Source organism: Candidatus Poriferisodalis sp. (genome assembly GCF_965215815.1).
In the GTDB taxonomy this organism is placed as follows: domain Bacteria; phylum Actinomycetota; class Acidimicrobiia; order Acidimicrobiales; family Poriferisodalaceae; genus Poriferisodalis.
The window spans coordinates 923,725-948,665 of record NZ_CBDCEO010000012.1 but is presented as its reverse complement, the minus strand read 5'-3'; the positions used below and the strand labels follow the sequence as shown (position 1 = coordinate 948,665).

The window sequence follows — 24,941 nt, the reverse complement described above, 5'->3', positions numbered from 1 at the left end:
CGTCAAACTGCCGACAGACCAACAACCGCTTCACCGACGGAGGAGATTTCGTGAGCGATGAACCGCTTGTGCTGACCGAACAGCGCGGCTACGTGCAGATCCTGACCTTGAACCGCCCCGATGCGATGAACTCGTTCAACATGGCCCTGTCGGAGGCGCTCGGCGAGGCTCTCGACAACCTCGATGCAAATCCCGATGTCCGGGTCGGCGTGCTGACTGGGGCAGGGCGAGGCTTCAGCGCAGGCATGGACCTCAAGGCCTTCGTGAGCGGCGGTGGCATCGACGCCATGCCGAACCCGCCGGGCCGCGGCTTCGCCGGCATCGCCGAACGCAGTGCTGCAAAGCCGCTCATCGCTGCCGTGGAGCGCTTCGCCCTGGCGGGGGGTCTGGAAGTGGCGCTGTCGTGCGACCTCATCGTGGCGTCGCAAGGCACAGTGTTGGGCATCCCGGAAGTGGGTGTGGGCCTGTTCGCAGGTGCCGGTGCGCTGTTGCGCCTGCCGCGCCAGCTTCCCTACAGCCTGGCCATGGAGATGGCGTTGACAGCAGAGCCGATCACGGCTGAAGTCGCGCACCAGCACGGCATGGTCAACCGGGTCTGCCCCAAAGGCGAAGCGGTCAACGTGGCCGTAGAGCTCGGCGAGCGCATAGCCCGCAATGCGCCGATGGGCGTTCGTGCCTCCAAGCGGCTCATCCGCGACGTGCTGGGCGTTGCCGAGGACGACTTCTGGGCGTACCAGCAGCCCGCTCTTGAGGAGGTCTTCGGATCGGCAGATGCCATCGAGGGTGCTTCCGCCTTTGCTGAGCGGCGTGATCCGAATTGGGAGGACCGCTGAGCCGCTGGGAAGATCGAGGCGACATTCCCCGCGGGACCGAATACGACGACCGCTGGGCGCGCATGGCAGCGCGCGGAGAGTCGATCCACGGTGAAGCGGATCTCGTTGCCTCGCTAGTCCCTCCGGGCGGAAGTGTGCTGGACGCTGGATGCGGGACTGGACGGGTAGCCATCGAGCTGGCGCGACGCGGCCATGACGTCGTCGGCATCGATCTCGACCCGGCGATGCTCGATCTGGCACGGGACAAGGCACCCGACAAGCCGTGGATTCAAGGCGATCTGGCCAGCACCGTTGTGTTTGACGCCGCCGGAGAACGGCGCCTGTTCGATGCAGTCATCGCCGCTGGCAACGTGATGATCTTTCTCGAGCGCGGCACCGAGGCCGCTGTCGTGGCCAACATTGCGGCGCACCTGCGCCCTGGCGGCGTTCTGGTCGCGGGCTTCCAGCTCAGCGACGGGTACATGCAGTTGCACGTCTACGACGCGCTCGCGCAGCGCAATGGGCTGGAACTCGTCGCCCGCTACTCGACGTGGGAAGGCGCCCCGTTCGACGGGGGCGACTACGCCGTTTCCGTGCATCGTCGAGCCGCTGCGACGACTCACAGCGGCGGCTAGGACTGCTGGGCCCGCAAACGTTTGCCAGTCTGGCGCTTATCTGTGCAAAATCACTCGCTCAGCGAACATTTCTGCACAGAAAACTGATCTTGTCGAGGCCAGCGAGGCATTCAGCCCGCCTCAACCACGCAAACGTTTGCGGACACAGCACTAGGACTGCCGGGCCCAGGCTGCGGGACCCAGGCTCGTGGGCCCAGGCGGCTGATTGTCAGGCGCTGGCGTCCGCCGAGTGTTGGGGGGTCCACTTGTCGCCCCACTCCGCAAGGGCCTCCAGTACCGGCCTGAAGTCCTGGGCGGCGGGGGACGGGATGTACTCGAACCTCGGCGGGCGATCGGTGTACTGGCGACGTTCCAGCAGGCCGCTCTCGACGAGACGATTGAGTCTGCTGGTGAGCACCGTCGGCGCGATGCCGAGATTGTTCTGTATGTCGTCGAAGCGGGTGAGCCCGATCAGGACCGTGTCACGCAGGATCAGCGGGGTCCACCACTCGCCGACAAGTTCGAGCGATTGGGCGATGGGGCACGCCATGTGCTCAAAACTCTTGCGTTTCATACGATCAACGTACCAAAAGGCAGGCCCGGAACCCGATGAGCGGCGGACTTGGGCTCAGGCGGCTGAGTTCACTGGCGGCGAAGCCTTGGTCCGAGCAGGGAGCCGGGTGGCCACAAGGCTCGCCAAGACTGCGGCGGACGCCAGGTACGCGAACGCCCAGCGGAAGGCGCCGACCGTGGGGACGCCAGATGCGCTGGCACCGAGAATGGCAACCAGGATGGCGACACCGATCGCCCCAGCGAGCTGACGGGCGGTCTGGGTGACCGCTCCGGCGACGCTGAAGTGTGCAGGCTTGACTTCGGAGACTCCGGCCCCGTTCAGGATGGCTGGCCCCGCTCCGATGCCAGTTCCGGCCAGCAGAAAACCTGGAAACAGATCCAACAGGTAATTGGGGCTGGGGCCCGCTCTCACACAGAGCCACAGCGCACCGACGGTGAAGAGCAGCATTCCGGGGATCACCACGGCCCGGAATCCGAAGCGATCGGCGAGCGGTCCGCTGACGTTGGCCGACACCAAGGCTGCGACGGGCAACGTGATGATCGCGATGCCGACGTTCACGGTGGAATAGCCGGCGATCTCGGTGAGGTACAGCACCACCGCCAAGAGCATGGAGAAGAACCCCAGGCCGAACAGGAAGAGCGAAGTGGAGGCGACTCGAAATGACGACACTGCCAAGAGCGTTCTCGGCACGATGGGGTCGCTATGGGTAGCGGTGCGACGAGCGACGACGATGAGCGACACGGCGCAGAACACCAGCAATCCGAGCACTGCTGGTGAGGTCCAGCCCCATTCCTGGCCTTGCACGATTGCCAGCGCGAGGCCGCCGGTTGCGGCTCCCAGAAGCGCCGCGCCTACCAGATCGGGGTAGTGGGTCTCGGGGTGGCGCTCGCTCTCGCTCAGCACCCTGATTCCCCACACCAGCGCGATCAAGCCGACCGGGATTTCCAGCGCGTAGGCCCAGCGCCACGAGCCGTATTCGATCAAGAAGCCGCCGACCACGGGGCCGACTGCGGTCGACAGCGCGAGCGTCGAGCTCCAGACTGCGACCGCGGTGCCGCGCCGCTCGATGGGCCATGCGGCGACGGCGAGTCCGAGCGAGGCCGGGGCCATCATCGCCGCGCCGATCCCCTGAAGTCCTCGCATGGCGACGAGGACCACCAGCGAGGGTGCGATGGAGGCCAGCGCAGCGCCGATCACAACGCAGGCAATGCCGATATTGAGCATTCGGAGCCGGCCGAAGCGGTCGGCCCATCTTCCGGCCACGATGAGAAAGCCCGCAAAGACGACCATGTAGAAGGTCAGCACCCACGAGATGTCTGCTGTGCTGGCGCTGGCGAACGTTCGACCGATGTCGGGCACCGCAACATTGGTAATCGACAGATCCAGTCCCACCACGAAGTTCGTGAGCGATGTGGCGCCGAGAATCTTCCAGGCCCGGCCCGAGACCTTGCGCGTGCCTAGGTCGATGACTTGTGTCATAGTAGTCACTCTAGCAAGCGACGACCTCGGTGCCTCGTGGCCGCTGCGAGAGAACTCAGTCGGTGGGCAGGCGGGCGAGGAGCTCGATCTTGCGCTCTTCGTACTCGTCGAAGGAGATCTCGTCGTTGTCGAACTGGGTCTGCACCTCTTCGACCAGGCGAATCAGGTCGCCAGCAGACAGCTCGTCGTCGAGGTTGCCGTCGAGCACGGCACCGTCGCCGTCAAGTTCGGGTTCGGCCGCGACCAGTGGGCCGCTGAGGGGAATCTTGCCCATGCGCTTGGCACGTTTTGCGTCGGCCTTCGCCTTCTTGGCCCGGTCCCTCTGCAGTTTCTCGAACGTCGTGCGACCAGCAGCCATGACTCACACCTTGCTGTCGGGATACGGGCGGTAGGGAAACGACACGCGGGGCGAACCCCGGCGCCAAGCGGCTTGTGACCTCGCTCGGCGCAGCAGTGCCGGTGGCCGCCAAAGCGGCCAGAGAACGGACTCGGCAATGCGGTCCGCGCGTCCGAATCACATGCTACCGGCAGGGTCATGGCGCAGGTCGGCGTGGACCCGAGCTAGCGCTGCGGCCAGACGTGCCCCGAGTAGTAGGTGCGCAGCGCTTTCTTGTCGATCTTGCCGGTGCCGGTCAGGGGAATCACGTCGATGACGACGATGTCGTCGGGCAGCCACCATGAGGCGACTCGTGGCCCGATGGCATCGAGCACTGCTGCGTGATAGAGGGTGGCACCGTCGGAAAGCTCGATGATGAGCAGCGGGCGTTCGCCCCAGCGTTCGTGCGGCAAGCCGATGACGGCCGCAGCCGCAACCCCCGGGGCCCCAAGGGCAGCGTTCTCCAGTTCGATCGAGCTGATCCACTCGCCGCCGCTCTTGATGACGTCCTTGGACCGGTCCGTAAGGGTGAGATAACCCTCGGAGTCGAGGGCGCCGACGTCGCCGGTGCGCAGCCAACCGCCTTCGGCTTCTCCGAGGTGCGAGTCCGCAAAGGTCTCGGCATCGGCGAGGGCGCCGCGGTAGTACGAGCCGGACATCCAGGGGCCGCGTGCCTGGATCTCGCCGACGCTGCGGCCATCACGCGCCACGACGGTGCCCTGGTCATCGACCACTCGCAGCTCAATGCCGTACAGCTCACGGCCGGCCTTGGCCTGGCGGGCTCGCATGTCGTCTCGTTCCATTCGTTCGACCCGGTGTGTGAAACGTCCCGAGGTTCCTTGGGTCATCTCGGTCATGCCCCAGATATGGCTGACCGTGACGCCATAGTCGTCCTCGAGCGTGTCAATGAGCACACGGGGTGCGGCAGATCCGCCGACCGCGACCTTCTCCAGCGTGGGCACGGCACGACCCGTGGCTTGTAGGTATTGCACGACACCTAGCCAGATGGTGGGAACGCCCGCTGAGAAAGTGATGTCCTCGGCCTCGATGAGATTTACGAGCGCTTCGGGGCTCAGGTCCGGCCCGGGCAGCACAAGCTTTGCGCCGCTCATCGCCGTCGCGAAGGGCAGCGCCCAGCCGTTGACGTGGAACATGGGGACCGCACCCAGGACTGCGTGACCAGAGTGAACGTCGTGGCCGTCGCCGGTGCAGCACGCCCACGTCTGCAGCACGATCGATCGGTGACTCTGCAGGACGCCCTTGGGATTGCCCGTCGTGCCAGAGGTGTAGCAGAGCGTTGCCGCCGCACGCTCGTCGAACTCGGGCCACGTGGCCGGGCCCGGCACGGCGTCCAGCCAGTCCTCATAGGCGATCTCGCCTGGCATGCCCGCGGGCGAGTCAAGGCGCCCGAGCACCACCCAGCGGCGGACGCTGGGTGTGCGTGGGGCGAGACGGGCAGCGATCTCGACGAAGGAGGGGTCCACCAGCACGACGCTGTCGGCGGCGTCGTTGAGTATGTAGGCCAGCTGGTCGTCATGAAGCCGTGGGTTGACGGTGTGCAAGACGGCGCCGATGCCACAGATGCCGTAGTAGGCCTCGAGGTGGCGGTGATCGTTCCAGGCAATGGTGGCCACCCGATCGCCCGGCTGAATCCCGTCGGCAACCAGCGCAGCAGACACCCGTCGCGCTCGCTCGCCGACCTCGCCCCAAGTGCTGCGCGTGGTGATGCCCGCTGAGTCGACGGCTACGACCTCGGTGGCGGCATGGCTGTGGGATGCATAGGAAATGAGGGTCGAGACCAGCAGCGGCCGATCCATGGTGTTGCCGGCCAGGAATGGCCCGAAACCGCCCGTCGTCATCGGAAACGCCTTCTGGGCGCCATGGGTACGCCTTGGCTCATCGCAGCAAGCTGAAGAAGGCCCGCACGTCGTCGACGAAGAGCTCAGGCTGCTCGAATGCCGCGAAATGGCCGCCGGCCGGCATCTCGGTCCAGTGCCGGATGTCGGAATAGATCGGCTCGGACCAGGCACGCACCGGAGGGATGATCTCCTTGGGGAACTTGGCCACGCCGGTGGGAACGTCCACCGTCATGCGGGGCATCTGTCGAAAGCTCTCCCAGTACAGACGTCCCGACGAGGCCGCATTGGCGTTGAGCCAGTACAGCATGATGTTGTCGAGCATCTCGTCGCGGCCGAGCGCATTTTCGGGATGGCCGTCGCAGTCCGTCCACGCCCAGAACTTCTCCAGAATCCATGCGGCCTGTCCAGCGGGAGAATCCGTGAGCCCGTAGCCCAGGGTCTGAGGACGGGTGGACTGCTGCTTGGAATATCCCGAATCCCAGTCGTTGTAGTGCTTCGCCGCTGCGAGGGCTGACAGCTCCTCATCGTTGGGCTCACGATCCTTCGGGCGGCTGCCGCGCATCACCATGTTCAGGTGGATGCCGATGCAGGTATTCCCATGGCGACTGCCGAGCGCACTCGTGACGGCTGAGCCCCAATCACCGCCCTGGGCACCGAATCGGTCGTAGCCCAAGCCGGCCATGAGCTCGGCCCAGCAATCGGCGATTTTCTCGACGCCCCAGCCCGGCTCGGACGGTTTGCCGCTGAAGCCGTACCCCGGCAGCGACGGGCAGATCACATCGAATGCGTCGGCTGCGTTTGCGCCGTGGGCGACGGGGTCGGCCAGGGGCTCGATGACCTTGTGGAACTCGACCACTGAGCCCGGCCAGCCATGGGTGATCACGATCGGCATCGCATCGGGCTCGGGCGAGCGGACGTGTATGAAGTGCACGTCCATGCCGCCGACGTCAGCCATGTACTGGTCGAAGCGGTTCAGTGCGGCTTCGCGTGCCCGCCAGTCATAGGTGTTGGCCCAGTAGTCGCACACTTCCTGGACGTAGGCGAGCGGGATGCCTTGGGACCAGTCGTCGACGGGCTCGGGCTCGGGCCAGCGGGTGCGGACCAGGCGGTCGTGAAGGTCGTCGAGTTGCTCTTCCGGCACGGCGATCTGGAACGGTTCGATGCGCATGGCGTGACGGTAGCCGTCTGGTGTTGTATCGCTCAGGTTGTTGCCCGGGGTGTGCGAGGGCAGGGGCGTCCGTGCTTCAAACAGATGCAGCGCGATTTGCACTCTCGCGGGGTCGCAGGGGCGCTGCATAACTGCGCGCGGCCACCCCTGCCCACGCACACCCCTCGTTCTTCTGCGCGTTCGACGTAGTTGGTCAGTCGTAGACGAAGCCGAGTTCTGCTGGTGGGGGTAGTTCGCCGCCTATGTGGCCTTCAGCCCGGAGGTTTGCGATCTGGTCTGTGCTCAGGCCAGCTACTTCGGCCATTACCTCGTCGGTGTGCTGGTCGAACAGGGGAGCGGGGCCGGTCGGGGTGGGGCGCTTGCCGTCGAGCGTGAAGGGGGAGGCGATGTGGCGTCTTTGGCCGGTTACTGGATGCTCGACGATTTCAATGTGGTCCACTAGGGGGCTATGGCCTGGGGCCGTCCAGGGGTCCCGGCAGGGCTCGGTGCGGGCGCCCGCGGCGTGCAGGATTGCCTGGAGGTCTTCTCGGGTACGAGTCGGTGCGCCGCTGTTCGCTTCGATCTCGTCGAGCAGGCCGCGGATGACATTGGCGGCATCGAACTTCGGAGTCGGAGATCCATCCGATGTGTCGGCGATTGCTGCTAGCCAGCCGCCGGTTCCTTCTATGAAGCCGCTCCATGCCGTGCCGGGTTCGCGGTTGCCCATGCGGCCGATGTCGCGCCCGGCCGCCGAAGCCAGCACTATTGCCTCGCCGCTGTGTTGCCAGGTGCCTTCTTGCTGGGAGACGTCGATCTCGATGCCTTGGCCGGTGTGCTCTGCGTGGTGCAGGCCGCTCAGCAGGGCGAAGCCCGCGGCGATGCCGGCGATGGGGTCCGGGAAGTAAATGTTGGAGATGCGGGCGCCTTCGTGCTCGTAGCCCTGCCGGTGCCCGAGCCCGCCCATCGCCTCGATGATCGAGCCATAGCCGACCGCGTCCGCGTACGGACCGTCGATGCCGAACGCAGGCATGCGTACGAGCACGATGCGGGGGTTGACCTCGGCCAGCGTCTCGAATTCGAGCCCCAGTTGGGGCAGCACGTGGGCCGAGAAGTTGGCGACGAGTGCATCGCAGTTGCGCACCAGCTCCATGAACGCTTCCCGGCCCTCGGGCGTGGACAGCGTCACCACGCAGTCGCGCTTGCCCTTGTTGACGGCGTTGAAGTGGCCGCCCGCCTCGTAGAAGCGATTGTCCTCCACGAGGTGTTCGAGTCCCGGTGCCATGCCGTGGTCATAGGGGCGCTGTGTGCGAAAGCCGTCGAAGGGGTTCTGCGCTTCGATCTTGATGACGTCGATGCCGAGCGGCGTGAGCAGGTTGCCGACATAGGGGCCCGCCCAAGCGATCGTCATCTCGATGACGCGTAGCTGGTGAGCTGGACATAGCGCAGGAGCCGCGTCATTGCGGGAGCCGTTCGTCAGAGCCGGAAGCGAGTCGGTGCCTCGGTCGCTGACTCGCTGATTCGGCACCGGCACGCCAACGGCGGTGAACGGTCGGATAGGTCCAACCGCAGAGCCGGCCGGTGTCTCGATGTTGCCGAGGAAGCCGCGAGCAACGAGGTGCTCGTCGTTGAGCGCGTCGAGCGGGGTCATCACCATGCCGACGGCCCATGGCGTCTCGAGTGCGAACTGGAAGAGTTCCCGCTTGGTGCGCGACTGGTACCACGGCTCGATGACCTCGCGGATCTTGTCGATGTGGCGGACCCGGCGATGCCGGTGGCTCAGCTCAGGATCGTCGATCCACTCGGGGACACCGAGGTGCAGGCATTGCATTTCCCAGTCGTCACGCCGGATCGATCCAGGGCACACGTAACCGTCGGCACAGCGGATCGCGCCCGAGGGGTACGCCGTGGGCGGGTGCGGCCCCACCAGCGGCCGCGGCCGATCACAGTGCAGCGCATCGCAATAGCAGAGCTCGACCGCTGTCAGCAGCGCTCCCAGCCACGACACGTCCATGTGGGTCTCTGGCCGCCGCAAGATGAGATGCGCAGCCCAAGCGGCGAGTCCGCCAGCGGTGTACTGGGCCTGCCAGCCGGGGAGGCGCAGCGGTTCGGCACCCTCGTCGCCGTTGAAGCCCAGGAAGCCGGTTGCGGTCTGCACCAACAGCTCGTCGGCAATGACGCCCGGGTCGTCTGCGTCTGCACCCCAGGCGGTGACCGTCACAAGCTTGGGTGCCGGGTCGCCCGCAGCGGCGCGGGCCGTCAGTCGCTGCGGGTCCCACGGAGAGCCGGCGAGCCCCGCCAGGGTGTCACTCGCAATCACCACGTCGGGCCACGACGGGTCGAGGTCGTCCGCCGCGCAATTCAGCTTCGCCGCGTTGAGGTGAACGAACAGGGGGCTCAGTTCGCCGTTCTGCAGCGGGACATCGTCGACTGGCTGGTGCCGGGCAGGGTCGCCGTCCGGCGGCTCGACCTTGAGCACCGTCGCGCCGGCGCCCGCAAGCAACCGTCCAGCGAACGGCCCGGCGATGCCGGTGGCCACCTCCAGCACCTTCATGCCGGCGAGCGGTGGCCCCTCAGTGGGACCAGATTCAGTCCGTTCTGGCATCGGGTCACGGTATCGCCCGGCAGCTTGGCCACATGGGGCCCGCCGGCGGAGGATGCGACGCATGCGGACGTGGCAGGCGCTGATGGAGGTTCAGTAGGGTCCGCAGATGAGCCCCGAACGACCACCCGATGCCCCAGATTCCCGTGTAACGGTCTGCCTGAGCTTCGACTTTGATGCGATCTCAATCTGGACGGGGCCACGAGGTTCAAGATCGCCGAACCTGACCGCCCGCGGGGAATTCTCCACGATCGGCGCGCACCGGCTGCTCGACCTGCTCGATGAGCGCAGCCTTCCCTCCACGTGGTTCATCCCCGGCCACACCATCGACACCTTCGGCGACGTGTGCGCCCGGGTGGTTTCGGACGGGCACGAGGTGGGCTATCACGGCTACTGCCACGAGGCTCCCTCATCGAAGCGGGATGAAGCCGACGAGCGGGCCATCCTGACGCGCTCCATGGACTGCCTCGAACGGCTCTCGGGCAGTACGCCGGTCGGGCACCGAGTGCCGGGCGGTAACTGTGGGGACCGCTGGATCGGCCTGCTCATCGAGCACGGCTTCTCCTACGACTCCTCCATGGCCCGCAACGACTACGCGCCCACGTGGTGCCGGCTGGGCGACGTGCCTACCACCGTCGGTCCGCACCAATTCGGCGGTGAGGTGGACCTCGTTCAGCTGCCGTTCGACTGGATCCTCGACGACTGGCCGTACTTCAGCTACGACGGTCCCACGGTGCAAGGGCTGCGCACCCCCGATCACGTCTATGACGTGTGGTCGGCTGAGTTCGATTACCTCTGTGACCGGGTCGGCAGCGGGGTGTTCGTGCTTACGATGCATCCCCAGTGCATAGGACGGGGCAGCCGCATGCTGATGCTCGAACGGCTCATCGACCACATGGCGTCCCAGCCCAGCGTGACGTTCGCCACCATGGCCGCTGTTGCTGACGAGTTTCGGGCGGCCGCCAAGCCGGGGGACCAGGCGAACCGCCGCTTGTAAACAGTTCCGCCCGGTAACTTGCCGCCGGGCAGTGCGGCGTGCCGGGGCCGCGCCGAGAACCAGGAGCGCCAGCGCATGATCGGACGACCGAGGACGGCTGTAGAGGGGCTGCCGGAATACAAGCCGGGTCGCTCGGCCGCGCAGGCCGAGGCCGAGCATGACCTGACCGAAGCCGTCAAGCTGGCTTCCAACGAGAACGCCAACGACCCGCTTCCCTCGGTGGCCAAAGCGGTCGCCGAGGCTGCGCTGGGCATGAACCGCTATCCCGACCATCGCTGCATGGAGGTACGGGAAGCGCTGGCCGACAGGCACCGCGTCGGGCTCGATCAGGTCACCGTCGGCTCGGGTTCGGTGGGCGTGCTCCAGCAGCTGTTTGCCTCGTACGTCGATCCCGGCGACGAGGTGGTGTATCCGTGGCGCTCGTTCGAGGTCCATCCGGTGTTCTGCGCAGTGTCGGCGGCTCGGGCTGTGACGGTTCCGCTCGTCGACCATGCCTTCGACCTCGACGCCGTCGCCGCAGCGGTCACCGACGCCACCAAGATCGTGATCCTCTCGACCCCCAACAACCCGACCGGCACGGTCTGTTCGACTGCGGAACTGCGACGCCTGCTCGCAGCCGTGCCCGACGACATCATCGTGGTGGTTGATGAGGCATACCGGGAGTTCGTCACCGATCCTGCGGTGGCCGATCCCATTGAGGCCATCGTGCCCGAGCACCCGAATGCGTTGGTGCTGCGCACGTTCTCCAAGGCATACGGCCTTGCCAACCTGCGTGTCGGCTATGGCGTCGGCCACCCGGGTGTCATCGGCGCGCTCGACAAAGTGGCGCTGCCGTTCATCGTGAGCGGGATCGCTCAGGACGCGGCGCTGGCATCGCTGGAGCCGCAGGCCGCAGCGGAGCTGGCCGAACGAGTCGCAGGGATCTTGGCGGAGCGTGAACGCGTCAGCGCTGCGATGGGCGAGCAGGGATGGCCCGTCGTGCCGAGCCAAGCCAACTTCGTCTACCTGCCGGTCGGAGCTGGAGCCATGGACCTGTTCGTCCGGCTGGAGAAGCAAGGCCTGGTGACCCGCCCGTTCGAAGGCGAAGGCGTGCGGATCAGCCTGGGCACTCCGCAACAGAACAACCGGGTGCTGGCCGCCTTGGGCACGTTCGAACCTGCCAGCTAGACGGCGGCCTCGCTGATCGTCTTCCAGAGCAGGTCCAGGTGCGACCGATCGGTGCGGGACTGACCGATCGCCACACGGATGATGCTGTGGCCGTCCAGCTTGGAGGGGGTCAGGTAGGCGACGCCGCTGTCGTTCACCGCCGCGCCAACCGCGTCGGTGGCGCGGTCCGCGACTTCCTGTGAAGTCTCGGACTCGTCGGCGGGACTGCAGCGGAAGCACACCAGCGAGAACGGGTGCGGCGCCACGATCTCGAAGCGAGGGTCGTCGTCGAGTCGTTGCGCCAATTCCTGGGCCATGGCGACGTGGTGGCGCACCATCTGTCGCAATGCTGCGGCACCGTAGCTGCGCAGAACCCACCACAACTTGAGCGCTCGGAAGCGGCGACCCAGCGGCACCTGCCAGTTGCGGTAATCGATCACGTTGCCGGCATCGCTCTGGGCGTTGCGCAGGTACGGCGGGTCAATCGACAGCGCCTCAGTGAGCGCCTCCCGCTCCGCCACGTAGAACGCCGAGCAGTCGAAGTTGACCATCATCCACTTGTGAGGGTTGAACACGTAGCTGTCGACCAGCTCGATGCCGTCCTGGTGGTGACGGAATTCGGGGCAGATCATGGCCGTGCCCGCATACGCAGCGTCAACGTGATGCCACAGCTCGTGCTCGATGGCGATGGCGGAAATGGCCCGCACCGGGTCGACAGCGGTGGTGCCGGTAGTGCCAACGGTCGAGCCGACGAACGCCGGCACGAGACCTGCGGCTGCGTCGGCCTCAATCGCAGCTCGCAAAGCGTCGGGTCGCATTGCCCGCCGTTCGTCGGTCTCGATGAGGCGCACCACGCCGAAGCCCGCAATGTTGGCGCCCTTCTCCACCGAGCTGTGTGCCTGTGCCGAGGTGAAGGCCACCATCTGGGTGGCGGGCAGACCGCTGCGGGCGCTCGCACGGTGGCGGGCCGCGACCAGGGCGACATGAGTCGCGTCGGACGCACTGCCCTGCAGCACGCCGCCTCCGGTCGACGTGGTCTTCCAGTGGCCCGGAAGGTTCAGCAGATCCACCAGCCAGTCGAGCACGTGGCTCTCGATCTCGGTCATCGCCGGCGAGGCCGACCACAGCAGGCCGATCAGCCCGAGCCCTGCCGACACCGTGTCGGCCAGCACCGATGGCGGGGAATTGTTCGCCGGGAAATAGGCGAACCAGCCCGGATGCTGCCAGTGCGTGACGCCCGGAAGCACCACGCGGTCCAGATCGGCGAGCAGGTTCTCGAACGGCTCGGCCTCTTCGGGGGCGGCGTCGGGCAGCATCGCTCGGATGTCGCCCGGCGCGACGGTCGACGCCACCGGCAATGACTCGATGCGCTCCCAGTAGTCGGCAATCCAGTCGATGACTTCCCGGCCGTGGCGCCGGAATTCGTCCGGTGTCATGTGCGGAGGAGGCGACGTCAGCTCTGCAGGCAGATCTGGCACGGTCGAGTCCATGGCGCCGACGCTACCGGTCGTCGCCGCAGCGATTCGTCGCGGATTCGCGGTGCCGGTGCAGCCCTCGGCGCGGGTGTGCACAGCCCGCAGCGGGCGCCGCCGGTTGCCATAGTGTGTGCGAACTGCGCCAGCCTGCACATCGGCGGGCGCTCGCCGGGTACAAGGGGAGGCGAGATGACCGACGGGGCGACAGGCGGCACGGCGGTGAGCAAGGTCGTTGGGTACGACGTGCCCGCGGTGGAGGCATGGATCGACGCCAACGTCGACGGGCTTGAGCCGCCGTTCACGTGGACTCAGCTCGAGGGCGGCCACAGCAACCTCACCTACAAGCTAACCGCCGCCGATGGCACCACTGCGGTCGTGCGCCGCCCGCCGATGGGGGAGCTGCTGCCCAAGGCCCACGACATGGGGCGTGAGTTCACGATCATCAGCGGCCTGGGATCCACCGATGTGCCGGTCGCCATTGCATACGGCTACTGCGAAAGTCCCGATGTGACCGGTGCTCACTTCTACGTGATGAGTTATGTCGAAGGCAGGCCCCTGTTCGAATCTGCCGATGCCCGCGAGCACCTGAGCGCCGAAGGCAGGGCACATGTCGGCACGTCGTTCATGGACGTGCTTTCAGCGCTGCACTCGGTGGATCCCGACGATGTCGGCCTGGGCGATCTCGGCAAGAAGGTGGACTACGTCGGGCGTCAGGTTCGCACCTGGTACCGGTCGTGGACGGCTTCGGCGGAAGCGGCAACCTACGACACTCCCGTCGTCCACGAACTGCACGACTTCCTCTTGGAACGCAAACCAGAGCAGGGTCCGGCGCGCGTCGTGCATGGCGACTACGGCCTGCACAACTGCCTGTTCAACCCCGGCGGCGAATTGCAGGCAGTGTTGGATTGGGAGATCTCGACGCTCGGCGACCCGCTGGCGGACTTCGCATACGCGCTGAACGGCTGGACCGAGCCGAGCGACGACATCCTGGAGGGCTCGGATCCGCCGACCCTGGTGGACGGGTTCGTCAGCCGTGCCGACATCATTGAGCGTTACGAGGAACGCACGGGAGCCGACCTGTCGGACTTGGCGTACTACGTCAGCTTCAACCATTGGAAATCGGCGTGCATCATCCACGGCGTCTATGCCCGGTACATGCGCGGCCAGAAGCCCTCCGATGACGTCGACTTGGACCTGTACCGGGCCCGCATCGGGCGCGGCATCGAGCTGTCCGCTGCGGCGGCGGCGGCAATCTCCTAGGGCTGCGGATCGCTGCAGGCAGGCGATGACACGCACCGACTGGAACCCGATCCTGCGGGGCGAGTTCGAAAAGCCCTACTGGCCGATCCTGCAGCAATACGTGGCCGACGAGCGTGCTCAAGGCGCCGTGTTTCCGCCCCACGACCAGGTGTTCGCGGCGCTGCACTTGACGCCGTTCGCAGAGGTCAAGGTGCTGATCCTCGGTCAGGACCCCTATCACGGCCCCCGCCAGGCGCACGGGCTGTGTTTCTCGGTGCCGCATGGCATCCCGCAGCCGCCGTCGTTGCAGAACATCTTCGTCGAGTTGCGCGACGACCTCGGCATCGAGCCGCCGTCGCACGGCAATTTGGAGGGGTGGGCGCGCCAGGGTGTGCTGCTGCTCAATGCGTTTCTCACGGTGCGTGCCCGCCAGGCGGCTTCGCATCGGTCGGCTGGCTGGGAGACGTTCACCGACGAGGTGATCCGTGCTGTGAGCGCAAAGCCCGAGCGGGTCGTGTTCATCCTGTGGGGAGCGTTCGCCCGCCGCAAGAAGGCGCTCGTCCTGACCCGGCACGTGGTCATCGAATCGGCCCATCCGTCGCCGCTCAGCGCCCACAACGGGTTCTTCGGCAGCCGGCCGTTCAGCCGTGCGAATGCCGCCCTCGTGGCCGCCGGACGTCAGCCCGTCGACTGGCGCGCGGACGACTAGTCAGCGCTGGACGCCATGCGCCCGGTGCAGGGCCAAGGGTTGTTGACCGGACGGGCGCTGATCGCCCCCCGGGCTCAGCGCAGCGTGACTCGGCCGTTGGGTGTGTCGAGTGTCGCTTCGAGGCTGACGCTGTCGCCTGCGTTCACGTCGACGTCGATGCCGATCGCGGCGTGCAGTGCTCGGATGTGATCGGGGTCGGGGTGCGTTCCGGCCAGCGAGACCAGGGTGCAACCGGTCGGCGTCACGGTGGCGGGATGGGTGGTGTCGCCCCATTCGATGACGAACGGGGCCAGGCCGGCCCCCTCGGCAAGACCGGCGGGGGACAGGGTGAGCGACCAGTGGAGCTCCTCGCCGTCGGGCTTGACGCGGCTCATCGAGATGATCTCGCCGGGGTCCTCGCCGCAGACGCGCATTGCCGCCACCACGTCGTCAATGGTCTCGCCGTCCGACGCATGCACGGCGAACGTCACGAGCTTCGGCCCGCTCAGGCTGTCGATCCCGAACGGCCGCGGATTGGCCGGGGCGGGCTGTTCTGGGTCGGGCGCGATGATCTCCAGATAGACGTCGTCGCCGAGCGACATGAGCGTGTTGCGGGTGCCGACGCCCGGATGGGGCCCACCGGGCGCCGCACGCATGCCGACGAGTGCTTCCACGGCCGCGGTGCCCGCCTCAAGGTCGGGTGCTGCGACGACGATGTGATCGATTGCTGCCATGCACGCATGTTAGAGGCTGTGCGGAGAGGCGGCATAAGCGCCAGACCAGGCCGACCGGCGCGGACTTTGCGCAGAAATGCCGCCTCAGCCAGCATTTCTGCACACAGAAGGATCGCACTGCCGCTGGGCTAGTCGAATGCCTCGGCGGCGGCCAACTCGGCAACGCGCTCAGCGTCGTAATCGAGATGCTCGGTCAGGACTTCGTAGAGGTGCTCTCCGAGAGCGGGCGCAGCGACCTCTGGCCACACTCGACTGCGCGACATGGTGAACCGGGGCGCTTCGATGATCGTCGAGCCATGCGTCGAGTGGGGAACCTCAACCCAGTGACGCCGGTGGGTGATCTGGGGGTCGATTGCCAGTTCGGGGCTGTTCTGCACCCGGTGCGCAGCCACACCGGCGTCCTGGCACTGCCGTTCCACCTCTGCTTCATCGAGTTTGCTCGTCCATGCGGCGAGGGCGGCCTCAAGTTCTGGCCGTCGTTCGAGTCGGTCGCCGACCGGCAGCGTCGCCAGGTCATCGCAGCCGACAAGGCGGGCGAGCGCAGCCCATGCGTCGTCATCTTGCGCGACCACGGCGACCCACCGGTCGTCCCCGGCTGCGGGAAAGACACCGTGCGGGCAGGCGTGCTCGCTGGAGTTACCCCGCCCTTCCACGACAGTGCCATTTCGCAAGTACTCGAGCATGGCGGGCGCAATGAAGTGAATCGACGCCTCCGCCTGGGAGAAGTCGATGTAGTGGCCCTCACCGGTCCGGCGTTGATGATCGACGGCTGCGAGCAGGCTGGCCAGTGCTGGATGCGGCGAGGTGTAGTCGGTGATGGCGCCATAGGGCCCGACCGGGGCGCGATCACCCCAGCCCGTGATGTTGTAGAACCCAGCCATTGCGCCCGAAAGGTTGCCGTACCCCGCAAAGTTGGCAAGCGGCCCGCTCTGGCCGAACAGGCAGGTCGACAGCATGACGACCGATGGGTTGATCTCGCGCACGTTGTCGTAGTCGAGACCCCAAGAACGCATGGCCCTGGGCGTGTAGGCCTCGCACACCACGTCGGCCCAGCGGATCAGGTCGTGGGCGACTTCGAGGCCGGCTGGAGTGCCCGGATTCAGCGTGATGCCGAGTTTGCCCGCATTCATGTTGTTGAACAGGGCGCTGTTCTCGGGCCCAGGGTCGTTGTTGATGAACGGCAGGAAGGTACGGCACGCGTCGAGGCGGACTGATGACTCGACCCGGATCACGGTTGCCCCTGCATCGGCGAGGATCCGCGAGAACGTGGGCCCGGCTACTGCCCACATGAAGTCGAGCACCTTCAAGCCTTCGAGCGGGCGTTCACGTCTGGTTGGCGCATCCGGGGCGAACACTGCAGGTGTCCGCTGCGAGGCCAGGACAGCGGCCGTGTGCTCGCCGACGGCCGGCACCCGATCGGCCGAGCCGTCGGTGGGTTCGGGCTTCATCCAATGCCCGGGATAACGCTGCCCGTCAACGTCATCCCAGTAGCTGCGACTGGCCAATTGCTCCGATGCTGCGACATCGGCGGTTGTGGCGACTGGTGCGAGCAGCAAGCGATGCTCGTTGGCGAGGGCGAACAGCTCCTGCTTGGTCCGGGAGGCCGTGAATGCGGCGACGCATTCCTTGATTCGTTCGAAATTCTCGATCGTCTCGCTTCCGTCGCTGAGCGCCATGCCGTAGCTGATCCAGTCCTTCGACGCGGTCTCGGCATCGCAGAATCCCGCCTCGTGCACCAGGTCCATCAGCCGAGCCGTCGCCGGCCCGATTGCAGCCCCGAACACGTGGGTCACCGAGACGTGCCCGTCGCTGGCCGGGTACATGAACCGCAGCCGGAGATCGCCGCTGCGCACAGCTCCACCGCCTCGCAGGGTCAAGGGTGCACCGATCAGCGAGCACAGCACCGACGACATCGTCGAGTTCATTGCGACGGCTTGCGCCGATACGTCGATGTGCTGGCCCCAGCCGGACTGGTTGCGTTCCACCAGTGCGAGCGTCACCAGTGATGCAGCGTGCGCAGCGGCATGACGGAATGCCTGCGGGACGCCCACGCCGAGCGGTGCCCGGTCTTCGTCGCCGCACAGGTGCATCGGGCCGCCTGATGCCCACACAGTCAGATCGGCCGCCGCCCAGTCGGCCTTGGGGCCGGTCTGGCCGAACGGCGAGATCGAAGCGATGACGAGTGCGGGGTTGATCTCGGCGAGTGCATCGGGTCCGAGGCCCAGCGATGTCAGCTGGCCAGGCGGGGCAGATTCCAGCAATGCGTCGGCGCCAGCAGCGAGACCGCGGAGCGCTTCGGCGCCATCGGGGGTGGTGATGTCGAGCTCCACGGATTTCTTGCCCCGGGCATAGGGAGAATGCGTCAACGAGGTGCCGTCCGCGTCGAACGGTCCCAGCTGCCGCACTGGGGTGCCGCCCGGCGGCTCGATGGCGATGACCTCGGCGCCAAGCCTTGCCAGGATGAATCCGGCCAAGTGACCGCGATCATCGGTCAGGTCGAGCACTCGGTACGGAGACAGCAGGGTCATGTGCCGTCGAAAACTACTCGCGTACGGCGAGGTCGTCGCTGGGGTAGTGCTTCACATGAAATAGACACAGATATCCATGAGTAATTCAGGATCCTTCTGTATTCTGCGTCGGTGTTTTGCCCAGCATCGGAACCGCCACCGGGTGCCATCGGTTCGCCCCGACTCTCAAGGCTCGCCTTCGGGGGGCGGGCGGCGAAGACGATGCGACACGCTTCTGGGGCCCGGTGAGCGGCCCATTTGAGCGTGCAGATCCTCCACGCACGTGGCGGGGCGGGTGGCCGCAGGTCGCCGTTTGCACCGCGCTGGCCGTGCTGGCCTCGATCCTTGTGGCGGTGGGCACGGCGCCGCCCGCAGCAGCAGCTGACGAGGACGGCCGAATCAGTCCTACGTTGTTGACGGCTTCCACCTCTGAGCTGTGGTCGGCATCGCTGAGTGTGGCCCAAAGCACCGGTGCGATCGGTTTCGTCGCCAGCTCCCGACTCGGCGACGTGTCGGATGACCAAATCACCATCGGGGGCACCAGCCACACGGTGACAGAGCTCACTGTCGCATGCAACGGGCCCGACACCGACTGTGCGGTGCGCTTCGCTGTCTCCCCTGCCATCGACGGCAGGACTGACAGGCTGGTGCTGCGGCTGCGGCAGGTGTGGCTGAACCTGGCCGACGCACGTTCTGACGGGGAAGTCCTGACGTGGACCGGCGTGCGGGTCCGGCTGCGTGTTGGCGACATCGTCTCGGTTGCCCTGCGCGAATACCCCATGTCGTTTGGGGTGCGCTCGCTCGACGGCTGGGGCAACAATGTCGAGAATCCCGAGTTTGGCTCGGCTGGCATTCAGCTCCTCCGGCTGGCAGCCGCGGATTACGTCGGGCTCTCAGATGTGCCCACGGACCTTCCTGGGCCGAGGGCAGTCAGCAACATCGTGGCAGCTCAGGCCAGGTCAATCACCAACGCCGCCCACGCCACCGACATGGTGTGGCAGTGGGGCCAGTTCTTGGACCACGACATCAGCCTGACGCCCGAGCACCGCCCCGCAGAGTCGTTGCCGATCCCAGTTCCGACCGGCGACGTTGTCTTCGATCCCGCATTTGCCGGGACTCGTACGATTGCCTTCAACCGGTCGGCTCACGACACTGCCGCGGGCGGCACCCGTCAGCAGCTCAACGTGGTTACGTCGTTCATCGACGCCTCGAATGTCTACGGCTCGTCACTAGGTCGAACGCAGGCGCTGCGAACCAACGACGGCACGGTGAAGCTCCGTACATCGAGCGACGGCCGATTCTTGCCATTCAACGAGTTCGGACTCGACAATGACAGCGGCGGCCGAGGCGCCGGAAGTTCTCGCACTGATCTGTTCGCGGCAGGTGATATTCGGGCGAATGAGCAGGTGGGACTTTCTGCATTGCACACATTGTTCGTCCGTGAACACAATCGCCTGGCCGACCTGATCGCGGCCGCCCATCCCAGCTTGGCCGGGCAGGAGATCTTCGAAATGGCGCGCAAGATCGTTGGCGCTGAGATGCAGGTCATCACTTACAACGAATTCCTGCCGATATTGCTGGGCCCCGATTCGGTCGGCTCCTACGACGGCTACGACTCAGCAGTCGATGCGTCCATAGCGAATGAGTTCTCCACGGCGGCCTACCGGGTGGGGCACACCATGCTTTCGCCCGATCTCCTCATGGTTGACGGGAACGGCAACGAGCGGACGCTCTCGCTGGCCGACGCATTCTTCGCGCCATCACGGGTGACCGACGAGGGCATCTCGGGCTTGCTGCGTGGCCTCGCAACACAGCATGCCCAGCAGGTCGACACTCAACTGGTCGACCCGGCCCGAAACATGCTGTTCGGCCCGCCCGACAGCCCCGGACGGGACCTGGCGGCGCTCAACATCCAGCGGAGCCGCGACCACGGACTGGCGTCCTACAACGCGGCCCGCCAGGCGTACGGGCTGCCAGCGGCAACGAGCTTCGGTGACATCTCATCTGATCCCCATGTACAGGCGAAGCTGCGCTTGGCCTACGGCGAAGTCGGCCAGGTCGACCTCTGGACGGGCGGGCTCGCCGAGGACCATGTGGAAGGCGCCATGGTCGGCGAGACGTTCCAGACGATCATCGCTGACCAGTTCCGCCGCCTGCGTGACGGTGACCGTTTCTGGTATCAGAACGACACGTGGTTCGCCGCCAACCCCGATGTGCTGGCGGAAGTGGACGCCACGACACTGGCAGACATCATTCGCCGCAACACGCCGATCGGCAATGAGATCGGAGACAACGTCTTCATCAACTCATCGCGAGGCAACGACATCGCGAGCGAGGGTGAGCGCGACATCGCGACCGACGGCTACCGAGACACATCATCGAGCGAAGTGCACACGGCCGCGGCCAAGATCGACGAGGACGACGGTCCTGACGAGCCGACCGAGACCGAGTCGGGTGCCCCAAAGCCTGAGCCATCGTCCAGCACCCAGGATCGCTGGCCGGTCCCGGGCTCCGCCCACCCCTACGAACCGATGTAGAAGAACAACTCCGACTACTCACCGGCGAGGCCGAAGGTTCCTCAAGTGGAGCTAAGGGGAACGAATAGACACTGGTCAAGAACGAAACACGGCCTTGGTTCCCTAATAGTTCCCTTTGGGCATTGGCTGGTGGGTCCCTCATGTGACCCAATCGGCGAACTCCGCCAGTCTGAGTTTGTTGGCCACCGTGTTTGATACTCGACGCCTGGCCAGCTCCGGTGAGGGTGCCCGATGCCGTCGGCGAAACCACTTGAAGCGGAATCGATCGGCCCTGTTCGCCGGATCGGCGGAGCCCCCAGGAGGTGATTCCGGTGATGCTGGCGCGGCCCCGCCGGGCGAGGATCATTGACGCACGCCGTCCCAGCTGACGTATTCGTCCACACGGGATAATGCCCCATTGTCTCCGACTATGCGTGGCCACGCAGCCGGGAACCCCTGCAGCTGCGGGGGCGTCCGCTAGGGTGTTTCTGCGCGTTATCTGCGACTGTCGGGCGTGGCTGGGGTGGGCGACATCATCGAACTGGGCCTTCAGCGGCGCTCTGAGACGACGCTTCTCGACCTGGTGGACGATTTCTTGGCCGCCGTGGACCTCTCGGAGAACACCCCGCGCGCCTACCGGGCGTCCCTGGAGGCCTTCGCCGACGACGTCGGCCACCGTCGCCTGGACAGCATCGGGAGGGCCACGATCGAGCGGCACCTGCGCGAACGGTACGCCGGGCGGGCGCCGGCGACCGTGAACCGGCACCTGGCGGCGATCTCGGCGATGTTCGGCTGGGCCGCGGAGATCGGCATCCTCGAAGCGTCGCCGGCGGCAGGCATCCGGCGTCGCCGCCAGCCCCGCAGTGCCCGGTCCGAGCGGCAGGGGCGGCCGATCCCGCTCGACGAGCTGCAGGCGCTGTTCGAGCACCGTGACCACCTGGTGCGGGACCGGGTGCTGTGGCGGCTGCTGTACGACAGTGCCGCCCGGGCGCGTGAGGTTCTGAACTTGAACATCGAGGACATCGACTTCGCGAAGAAGCGCGCCACGGTGATCGGCAAGGGCGGCGGCGTCGAGACGATCCAGTGGTCCACCGACACCGCACGCGTGTTCCCCGCAGTGCTGCGCTGGCATCACCTGCGACGCGAGTCCGGTCCGGTGTTCCTGTCGAGCCGAAAGCTGCGGGGACCGTCCGCACGCGACGTGTGCGCCCTCACCGGTCGCCCCAGGCTGAGCTACAACCGGGCATCTGAGATCTTCAAGACGGCATCGAGGGGCCGGACTTTGCATCAGTTGCGACATTCCAGGCTCCCCCACCTTGCGGAGTCCGGCGTCGACGCCACCATCCTGCGAGCCATCTCCAGGCACGCGTCGCTGCGCACGCTCGACCGCTACGTGAATCCGTCAGCGGAAACAGTCGCAGCTGTGCTCGACGAGCACGCATCGTGAGGCCGCCAACGAATGAGGAGCGCAGGCTCCGAAGCGTCTGATGCCTTCGTAGCCAAGCCGCGCGAGCGACAGCTGCCGGGCTAGCGCGGGGCGGTCGACGAGTCGCCGAGCGGACCGCCCAGCGAGAAGCCTCGGCTTCGCACGTCGAGGACCAGATCGTCGAATTCCTTCGCCGTCATCGGCAGCGGATCGGCGGGCACGTAGCGGCGAGATGGTGCGTCGCGGTCCGGGCCGTCATGGGCGGGGAGGAAGCCGCGGCTCTGCACGTCGTGGAGAACGGCGTCGAAGTCCTCGGCAGGCCTCATAGACCGAGTCCTCGGCCGGGTCGTCCTTGGTGACGAGTCGGGCGCTCTGGGACTGCGCGGAGAGACCCATCGAGGGCGGCGATGTTGTCGTGGAGGTCTTCGCGGAAGCGGCGGATCATGCCGGGGTCGAAACCGAGATCGCTGCAGTGGTCGTCGACGAACTCGGCGATGCGGTTCGCCGCCGAAACATGCCGACGCAGGTAGGTATCGTCGTAACGCTGCACCGGACGGGCTTCGCGGTACCTGCCGGCTTCGGACCACTTATCGAACTGCTCGATGTCGAGGTCACGGCAGTGGCTGACAAACGTGGTGCGAATGGTGCCGGGCTGGTCCTCCAGCAGCTCGAGGATTTCGTGACTACGGGGCGGCGCGGTGCCGAGCGTGGTGACGTAGGTGGTCTTGGCGGCGGTCTCCACGACGAGGTGCGCCGCCTGGCAGGCCAAGGCGAACCGGTCGTCTTCTCGTGCTGCCAGATCGGCCTGCTTCGACGCAGCAGCAGCGTCGAGTTCTCGCTTTTCCGGGGACAAGTGGAGTTGCAAGCGCTGCACGGCGCTGGCGAAATCGGCGAAACGGGTCTGCATCTCAGCTGTGGGGTTGTCCGGCATCCCGATCTCCTTGTCCCAGTCGATGGTGTCGTGCTGGGCTGCGTCAGCCAGCCGGACTGCGTCTCGGGCGATGCGCGCTTCCAGCGAGCACGGCACCGCCGTGGTGCGCCGAACCCACTCTGGCGCGTCCGTGACCAGCACATCGACCCGGCATCCCGCAGCGCGGCGTGCCTGAGCTTCCAAATCGCAACGCCGAGCTTGGCGTTCGCTGTAGTCGAGATCGTCGTAAATGGCGATTAGATCGATATCGCTGCCGTCCCGTGGCTCGCCACGCGCCAAGGACCCAAACAGCAGCACCGTGCCGACACCGGCGCCGAGAATCTCATCGGCCGCTCGTCGAGCGTCAGCAAGAGTCGGCGCGCCCATACGCCGAGGATACCGGCCTCCGCGACATGGCCTCACGCAGCGGAGCAGGAATGCTCCTGGGCCAAGACACGAGGCGCGAAACCCACCTAGGAACCGACAACGCGGCGATCGAGGGGCTGGACCGCTCCGGCACGCATAGTGCTAGCGAAAGATCTCCCCAATGGGCGCTGAGGGATCGATCGCTCCGGATTGGAGTGCATTGCGGAGGTCTTGGAGGGAGCGATCCGCTTCCTCGCGTGTCGGCTTTGTGGCTATGACGGGAAAGCCGTGCCGGTCAGCGTCGACCGCGAACACGTAGTCACTCGTACCGCACCGAGAGCAGTGCTCGCTAGCTGAGTTGAGCGCCGCTGCGCATTGCGCGCAGAACAGGCCGTAGTTCTCGGTTTCCTCGTCAGGATCGCTGCACACGATGTCGCGGTGCCGGGCCATGAAGCTGAGTTTTCGGTTGCTGAACGCGAGACGCTGCCCGAGCGAGCGCGCCCCTTGCGCGGTTTCGTCGTCGGGGGCGTCTTCGGCAACTCGTTCAGCCGCGCGTTCGCTCCGCTCGGCTTCGGCGATCAGTTCATCAGCAAGGTCGGCGAGTTCGACGGCGCTGAGGTAGCGAAGCGCCTGCGAGAATGCTCTGGTAGCAGAGATGTCCGCGGCGCTTGCACGGCGCGCGGCTTCCTTGTCGCTGGTCATGTTGGAGCCTCCAGGGTCGGGGAATGCCGAGCCGAGTATGGCTGAATTGCCCAGATAGTCCTCGCGGTCCGCGGAGAGCGACAGTGGCTGTCTAGGGCGCCAGGCCGGCGGTGATCTAGGCAGCACAACACCGCTGATCTGAGGAGCACCGACACGATGGCATAGCCGGTCAGACACGTCAGCGTGCCGTCGAGGAGCGCTAGCTGGAGATGGTTCCGAAGTGGTTGGCTCGGCGGCGGGCGGCTGGTGCGGTGCCGGCGTCCTGGCGGGTCTGAATCCACCAGGGTGTGTCGCCGGGGCTGCTTTGGGTGTCGGGGTGATGGATGTGTGCTGTGTGGACGTAAGCGACGGTGATGGCGGCGAAGGTCCCGGGCGACGACCTTCGGTCAGCGGTTCAGGACTGTCGATCGGGCAATGCGAGCGCTAGAACCATCCTCCGTGCCCGCAGTGCTCGATGCATGGCGCTGTCAGGTCAGCGGACGCCTGCTCGTGTAGTGGGCTGAGGGTGCCACATGGCGCCGCTTGGGTCTGCTTCGGTCGCGAGTTTGGCGATTCTGTGTGCTTCGTCCAGCGACGTGAACACTTTGGCTTCGTCGTGGTCCCACCACTCGCGGTAGCAGTCCTTCGGGACACCAGAGTGTTCCTCGTAAGGGTCCCAGCATTCGCCCTGGGACTCCCGGAAAAGGAACCGGTGCGTGAAGGAGCGGCCCGTGATGTAGAGCCCGTTGCTGTCCATCACGATCCATGACTCCGCCGTGCCGCTCATGCGCCCAGT

Annotated in this window: 21 protein-coding genes; 8 read left to right on the top strand and 13 right to left on the bottom strand. The window is 66.2% G+C overall.

The window, feature by feature from the left end; all coding sequences use genetic code 11:
- Positions 1-50 precede the first annotated feature (50 nt).
- Positions 51-833: a crotonase/enoyl-CoA hydratase family protein gene (locus ACOOHB_RS06215; RefSeq protein ID WP_420443932.1), complete on the top strand. Its 783-nt coding sequence runs from the start codon at positions 51-53 to the stop codon at positions 831-833.
- A complete protein-coding gene (locus tag ACOOHB_RS06210) occupies positions 830-1,447 on the top strand; it encodes a class I SAM-dependent methyltransferase (protein WP_420444673.1) in 618 nt (205 codons plus the stop codon). Before ACOOHB_RS06215 ends, ACOOHB_RS06210 begins: the two co-directional genes overlap by 4 nt.
- 208 nt (positions 1,448-1,655) lie before the next feature.
- Here ACOOHB_RS06210 and ACOOHB_RS06205 read toward each other — a convergent pair whose 3' ends face one another.
- The 6 genes from ACOOHB_RS06205 to ACOOHB_RS06180 all read right to left on the bottom strand — a co-directional run bounded on the left by ACOOHB_RS06205 (position 1,656) and on the right by ACOOHB_RS06180 (position 9,463).
- Positions 1,656-2,000: a winged helix-turn-helix transcriptional regulator gene (locus ACOOHB_RS06205; RefSeq protein ID WP_420443931.1), complete on the bottom strand. Its 345-nt coding sequence runs from the start codon at positions 1,998-2,000 to the stop codon at positions 1,656-1,658.
- 54 nt (positions 2,001-2,054) lie between these two features.
- Positions 2,055-3,479, bottom strand: coding sequence for an MFS transporter (locus tag ACOOHB_RS06200; protein WP_420443930.1), 1,425 nt, complete (start codon positions 3,477-3,479; stop codon positions 2,055-2,057).
- Between the two features lie 55 nt (positions 3,480-3,534).
- Positions 3,535-3,837, bottom strand: coding sequence for a hypothetical protein (locus tag ACOOHB_RS06195; RefSeq protein WP_420443929.1), 303 nt, complete (start codon positions 3,835-3,837; stop codon positions 3,535-3,537).
- A gap of 203 nt (positions 3,838-4,040) precedes the next feature.
- Positions 4,041-5,714, bottom strand: coding sequence for a long-chain fatty acid--CoA ligase (locus tag ACOOHB_RS06190; RefSeq protein ID WP_420443928.1), 1,674 nt, complete (start codon positions 5,712-5,714; stop codon positions 4,041-4,043).
- 37 nt (positions 5,715-5,751) lie between these two features.
- The gene (locus ACOOHB_RS06185) at positions 5,752-6,882 is read right to left on the bottom strand and encodes an epoxide hydrolase family protein (protein WP_420443927.1); all 1,131 of its coding nucleotides are present in this window, start codon (positions 6,880-6,882) and stop codon (positions 5,752-5,754) included.
- 193 nt (positions 6,883-7,075) lie between these two features.
- Positions 7,076-9,463 (bottom strand): CoA transferase, encoded by a 2,388-nt coding sequence (locus ACOOHB_RS06180; RefSeq protein WP_420443926.1) that lies wholly within the window; start codon positions 9,461-9,463, stop codon positions 7,076-7,078.
- A gap of 106 nt (positions 9,464-9,569) precedes the next feature.
- Here ACOOHB_RS06180 and ACOOHB_RS06175 point away from each other — a divergent pair, with 106 nt between their 5' ends.
- Both ACOOHB_RS06175 and hisC read left to right on the top strand, forming a co-directional pair.
- Complete coding sequence (locus tag ACOOHB_RS06175) at positions 9,570-10,457, top strand: polysaccharide deacetylase family protein (RefSeq protein WP_420443925.1); 888 nt, start codon at positions 9,570-9,572, stop codon at positions 10,455-10,457.
- 75 nt (positions 10,458-10,532) lie between these two features.
- Complete coding sequence (gene hisC / locus ACOOHB_RS06170; protein ID WP_420443924.1) at positions 10,533-11,624, top strand: histidinol-phosphate transaminase; 1,092 nt, start codon at positions 10,533-10,535, stop codon at positions 11,622-11,624.
- Here hisC and ACOOHB_RS06165 read toward each other — a convergent pair.
- Positions 11,621-13,093, bottom strand: a complete 1,473-nt coding sequence (locus tag ACOOHB_RS06165) for a pyridoxal-dependent decarboxylase (RefSeq protein ID WP_420443923.1) — start codon at positions 13,091-13,093, stop codon at positions 11,621-11,623. The two genes, hisC and ACOOHB_RS06165, sit on opposite strands and share 4 nt — an antisense overlap.
- Before the next feature lie 174 nt (positions 13,094-13,267).
- On the opposite strand from ACOOHB_RS06165, the gene ACOOHB_RS06160 reads away from it, so the two are divergent.
- Both ACOOHB_RS06160 and ung read left to right on the top strand, forming a co-directional pair.
- Positions 13,268-14,338: a phosphotransferase family protein gene (locus tag ACOOHB_RS06160; RefSeq protein WP_420443922.1), complete on the top strand. Its 1,071-nt coding sequence runs from the start codon at positions 13,268-13,270 to the stop codon at positions 14,336-14,338.
- A 25-nt stretch (positions 14,339-14,363) separates the two neighbouring features.
- A complete protein-coding gene (gene ung, locus ACOOHB_RS06155; protein ID WP_420443921.1) occupies positions 14,364-15,026 on the top strand; it encodes a uracil-DNA glycosylase in 663 nt (220 codons plus the stop codon).
- Positions 15,027-15,100: 74 nt separating this feature from the next.
- On the opposite strand, the gene ACOOHB_RS06150 is transcribed toward ung, so the two are convergent.
- Together ACOOHB_RS06150 and ACOOHB_RS06145 are read right to left on the bottom strand one after the other, a co-directional pair.
- On the bottom strand, positions 15,101-15,739 hold the full coding sequence (locus ACOOHB_RS06150; protein ID WP_420443920.1) for a VOC family protein: 639 nt from the start codon (positions 15,737-15,739) through the stop codon (positions 15,101-15,103).
- A 128-nt stretch (positions 15,740-15,867) separates the two neighbouring features.
- Positions 15,868-18,267: a CaiB/BaiF CoA transferase family protein gene (locus ACOOHB_RS06145; protein ID WP_420443919.1), complete on the bottom strand. Its 2,400-nt coding sequence runs from the start codon at positions 18,265-18,267 to the stop codon at positions 15,868-15,870.
- Between the two features lie 224 nt (positions 18,268-18,491).
- On the opposite strand from ACOOHB_RS06145, the gene ACOOHB_RS06140 reads away from it, so the two are divergent.
- The gene (locus ACOOHB_RS06140; protein WP_420443918.1) at positions 18,492-20,783 is read left to right on the top strand and encodes a peroxidase family protein; all 2,292 of its coding nucleotides are present in this window, start codon (positions 18,492-18,494) and stop codon (positions 20,781-20,783) included.
- Positions 20,784-21,285: 502 nt separating this feature from the next.
- Positions 21,286-22,209, top strand: a complete 924-nt coding sequence (locus tag ACOOHB_RS06135; protein ID WP_420443917.1) for a tyrosine-type recombinase/integrase — start codon at positions 21,286-21,288, stop codon at positions 22,207-22,209.
- 80 nt (positions 22,210-22,289) lie between these two features.
- Here ACOOHB_RS06135 and ACOOHB_RS06130 read toward each other — a convergent pair whose 3' ends face one another.
- The 4 genes from ACOOHB_RS06130 to ACOOHB_RS06115 all read right to left on the bottom strand — a co-directional run bounded on the left by ACOOHB_RS06130 (position 22,290) and on the right by ACOOHB_RS06115 (position 24,932).
- Positions 22,290-22,514, bottom strand: coding sequence for a hypothetical protein (locus tag ACOOHB_RS06130; protein WP_420443916.1), 225 nt, complete (start codon positions 22,512-22,514; stop codon positions 22,290-22,292).
- The gene (locus tag ACOOHB_RS06125; protein WP_420443915.1) at positions 22,511-23,485 is read right to left on the bottom strand and encodes a nucleotidyltransferase domain-containing protein; all 975 of its coding nucleotides are present in this window, start codon (positions 23,483-23,485) and stop codon (positions 22,511-22,513) included. The genes ACOOHB_RS06130 and ACOOHB_RS06125 overlap by 4 nt, the downstream gene beginning before the upstream one ends.
- A gap of 141 nt (positions 23,486-23,626) precedes the next feature.
- Positions 23,627-24,166 (bottom strand): hypothetical protein, encoded by a 540-nt coding sequence (locus tag ACOOHB_RS06120; RefSeq protein WP_420443914.1) that lies wholly within the window; start codon positions 24,164-24,166, stop codon positions 23,627-23,629.
- 472 nt (positions 24,167-24,638) lie between these two features.
- Positions 24,639-24,932 (bottom strand): hypothetical protein, encoded by a 294-nt coding sequence (locus tag ACOOHB_RS06115; RefSeq protein WP_420443913.1) that lies wholly within the window; start codon positions 24,930-24,932, stop codon positions 24,639-24,641.
- Between the last annotated feature and the right edge of the window lie 9 nt (positions 24,933-24,941).

Excerpts from the sequence above, each read along its gene's own strand:
- ACOOHB_RS06205 (WP_420443931.1), bottom strand. The coding sequence starts at position 2,000 with ATGAAACGCAAGAGTTTTGAGCACATGGCGTGCCCCATCGCCCAATCG.
- ACOOHB_RS06200 (WP_420443930.1), bottom strand. The coding sequence starts at position 3,479 with ATGACACAAGTCATCGACCTAGGCACGCGCAAGGTCTCGGGCCGGGCC.
- ACOOHB_RS06195 (WP_420443929.1), bottom strand. The coding sequence starts at position 3,837 with ATGGCTGCTGGTCGCACGACGTTCGAGAAACTGCAGAGGGACCGGGCC.
- ACOOHB_RS06190 (WP_420443928.1), bottom strand. The coding sequence starts at position 5,714 with ATGACGACGGGCGGTTTCGGGCCATTCCTGGCCGGCAACACCATGGAT.
- ACOOHB_RS06185 (WP_420443927.1), bottom strand. The coding sequence starts at position 6,882 with ATGCGCATCGAACCGTTCCAGATCGCCGTGCCGGAAGAGCAACTCGAC.
- ACOOHB_RS06180 (WP_420443926.1), bottom strand. The coding sequence starts at position 9,463 with ATGCCAGAACGGACTGAATCTGGTCCCACTGAGGGGCCACCGCTCGCC.
- ACOOHB_RS06175 (WP_420443925.1), top strand. The coding sequence starts at position 9,570 with ATGAGCCCCGAACGACCACCCGATGCCCCAGATTCCCGTGTAACGGTC.
- hisC (WP_420443924.1), top strand. The coding sequence starts at position 10,533 with ATGATCGGACGACCGAGGACGGCTGTAGAGGGGCTGCCGGAATACAAG.
- ACOOHB_RS06165 (WP_420443923.1), bottom strand. The coding sequence starts at position 13,093 with ATGGACTCGACCGTGCCAGATCTGCCTGCAGAGCTGACGTCGCCTCCT.
- ACOOHB_RS06160 (WP_420443922.1), top strand. The coding sequence starts at position 13,268 with ATGACCGACGGGGCGACAGGCGGCACGGCGGTGAGCAAGGTCGTTGGG.
- ung (WP_420443921.1), top strand. The coding sequence starts at position 14,364 with ATGACACGCACCGACTGGAACCCGATCCTGCGGGGCGAGTTCGAAAAG.
- ACOOHB_RS06150 (WP_420443920.1), bottom strand. The coding sequence starts at position 15,739 with ATGGCAGCAATCGATCACATCGTCGTCGCAGCACCCGACCTTGAGGCG.
- ACOOHB_RS06145 (WP_420443919.1), bottom strand. The coding sequence starts at position 18,267 with ATGACCCTGCTGTCTCCGTACCGAGTGCTCGACCTGACCGATGATCGC.
- ACOOHB_RS06130 (WP_420443916.1), bottom strand. The coding sequence starts at position 22,514 with ATGAGGCCTGCCGAGGACTTCGACGCCGTTCTCCACGACGTGCAGAGC.
- ACOOHB_RS06125 (WP_420443915.1), bottom strand. The coding sequence starts at position 23,485 with ATGGGCGCGCCGACTCTTGCTGACGCTCGACGAGCGGCCGATGAGATT.
- ACOOHB_RS06120 (WP_420443914.1), bottom strand. The coding sequence starts at position 24,166 with ATGACCAGCGACAAGGAAGCCGCGCGCCGTGCAAGCGCCGCGGACATC.
- ACOOHB_RS06115 (WP_420443913.1), bottom strand. The coding sequence starts at position 24,932 with ATGAGCGGCACGGCGGAGTCATGGATCGTGATGGACAGCAACGGGCTC.